The sequence below is a fragment of the Chitinophaga sp. genome (genome assembly GCF_036569125.1).
Classification (GTDB): domain Bacteria; phylum Bacteroidota; class Bacteroidia; order Chitinophagales; family Chitinophagaceae; genus Chitinophaga.
Map to the genome: position 1 here is coordinate 1 of NZ_DATCRF010000371.1, position 2,437 is coordinate 2,437.

Annotated in this window: 3 protein-coding genes; 2 read left to right on the plus strand and 1 reads right to left on the minus strand. The window is 44.7% G+C overall.

What is annotated here, in order from left to right:
- A partial coding sequence (locus tag VIM87_RS13850) for an ATP-grasp domain-containing protein (RefSeq protein WP_331997567.1) occupies positions 1-656 on the plus strand: 656 nt, incomplete at its 5' end.
- 95 nt (positions 657-751) lie between these two features.
- A complete protein-coding gene (locus VIM87_RS13855) occupies positions 752-1,522 on the plus strand; it encodes a DUF72 domain-containing protein (protein WP_331997568.1) in 771 nt (256 codons plus the stop codon).
- Between the two features lie 48 nt (positions 1,523-1,570).
- Here VIM87_RS13855 and VIM87_RS13860 read toward each other — a convergent pair whose 3' ends face one another.
- Entirely contained in the window at positions 1,571-2,359 is a 789-nt protein-coding gene (locus tag VIM87_RS13860; protein ID WP_331997569.1) for an endonuclease/exonuclease/phosphatase family protein, read from the minus strand.
- Positions 2,360-2,437: the final 78 nt, after the last annotated feature.

The following is a 2,437-nucleotide window of genomic DNA, read 5'->3' on the forward strand; positions in this document are numbered from 1 at the left end:
GGACAAATAAAGGCGGGATGATAAAGAGATTGGGGAAATATTGGATAAAGGAAGATAGTTTAACCAAACATCCAATTGCGATTTATGGGAATCAGACATTTGCTTTGGTACTGGCTCAGATATATGGAGTGGAACTTATTGCTCCGGATGATACCTTAATAGCCCGCCTAGAAAATGAATGGACCAAGCGGCATGTCGAACTAAAACAAATAGGTCAGATCGCCGAAAATAATTTTCCAGTCTTTATTAAACCAGTTATTCCCAAGATATTTACCGCAGGTATCTTTGAAAGTATAGTTGATTTTAGAGAGACAATTAAAGGATTGACAAGTAATGAGGAGGTTTTGATGTCATCAATTGTTGATCCCATCGAAGCGGAGGCCAGGGCATTCGTTTTGAATGGGGTAATTAGAGATATCGCTTTGTACGAAGGTTTCGCAGAACTGATAGCAGGGAGAAACTTTTTAATGGAATTTATCAATAGTTATAAAGACCAACTACCCAAGGCTGTTGTTGTTGACCTTGCTTTTAATAAGTTAACTGGTTGGTTTATACTTGAATTTAATGCCTGCTGGGGGGCCGGACTTAATAATTGTAAAGCTGAAGCGGTAATAGATTGTATCATAGAAGCTACTATAGATAAACGTATAAAATAATCGTAGATGTAATGGTGCTGCCTCAATCTCAACCCTATCATAACGATTGTTTCCTCTGGTTGGGTTTTTGCTTCAGGTGTTCGCAAACAGCAACTATGGCAAACAGCCACAAAGGCCTTTACAGGTCAGGTACAAGCGGGCTCGTGCTACCCGTGCCCAACAAGCAGTCGTATCCTCCGGCTTTCCGCGATAAAAGCCGGCTTACCTATTACGCATCGCTGTTTAACAGTATTGAAATCAACAGCTCTTTCTATAAAGTACCGCAAGCGGCAACAGTGCGGAAATGGTCGGAATCAGTACCGGCAGGTTTTACCTTTACTTTTAAATTATGGCGTGAAATTACCCATGTGAAGAAACTGGCTTTCCGGGAAGCCGATGTGTTGCATTTTATGGAAGTGATCAGCCAGGCCGGCGAAAAAAAAGGCAGCCTGCTGATACAATTCCCTCCAGGCATCACAGTAGAGCAATACAGCCAGGTGGAACAATTGCTGAACATTGTGCAGGGGGCCAATCCTGATAATAGCTGGAAGGTGGCATTGGAATTCAGGCATAGCTCCTGGTATATAGGGGAGGTGTTCGAACTGGCAGATGAGTATGCCTGCAGCATTGTATTGCATGATATTCCAAAATCACGGAACGAACAGCTGAACCGGCAGGCGGATTTTGTATACCTGCGTTTTCATGGCCCTGCCGGGGATTATAAGAACGGATATACCGACGGACAACTGGCGCAGCATGCAAAACAGATCCGTGCATGGTTAAAAGAAGGAAAGGAGGTGTATGTATATTTCAACAACACTATCGGCGATGCCCTGAAGAACCTGGTAACGCTGAATGAAATGATGAGGCTTAATTGGCAAAAATAAAAGCCGTGTAAGTCGGGAAACTTACGCGGCTTAGAATATATCGGTTGATCACTTTATCACAATATCTGCCACTACGGGTAAATGATCCGATGGATACGGCTCATTTACCACTTCACTGCGCTGCACTTTAAATCCTGTGGCATTTGTCCACATAATGTGGTCAATTACCCTGTCGGGATGATTCACCGGGATGGTGAATCCACAATCAGTACAGGAGGGTGTGAACTTTTTCAGCAATACCTGGTAAGAGTTGCTTTCCGGTTTGCAGTTCAGGTCACCGGCAAGGATGAAGGGCATGCGGCTGGCGGCCGCAATTTTATTGATGGCGCCGGCCTGTTCATCTCTCACGGCTGCACTGCTTACATCCATATGGGTACAGGCAAAAATGAATTTTTTACCGTTGCGGAAATTGATACGGGCCATTGCTACTACGCGGTCTTCACTACCTGGATTGGCCGTTTCCGGCAGGTGTATGGTTTGGGTATCTGTTAAAGGGAACTTCGATAAAATAGCCACGCCATATCCGCCGCCATCATGATCAATGGCTTTCCCGAAATATACATGCATGCCTGTTTGGGCGGCCAGTTGCGCTGCCTGGTCAATACCGCCGGAACGTTTGGTATTTACATCTACCTCCTGTAAAGCTACCAGGTCGGGTTGACGGCTGTTGATCACGCGGGCAATGGCATCTACCTCAATTTCCCCTGTTTTGCTCTTTGTGGGAGGATTACAGTGGTGGATATTGTAAGTCATAATGCGGAGGGTATCGTCTGCAGATGCGTTATAAGAACAGGCGCAAAGCAGGAGCGCAGGTAATATTTTCAGAGATAATTTCATGATAGTTTTTTTTAAAGATTTACTCCCAACCGGGATTTTGTGGTCCTAATGCAGGATTACGTTGCATCTGTGTGAGCG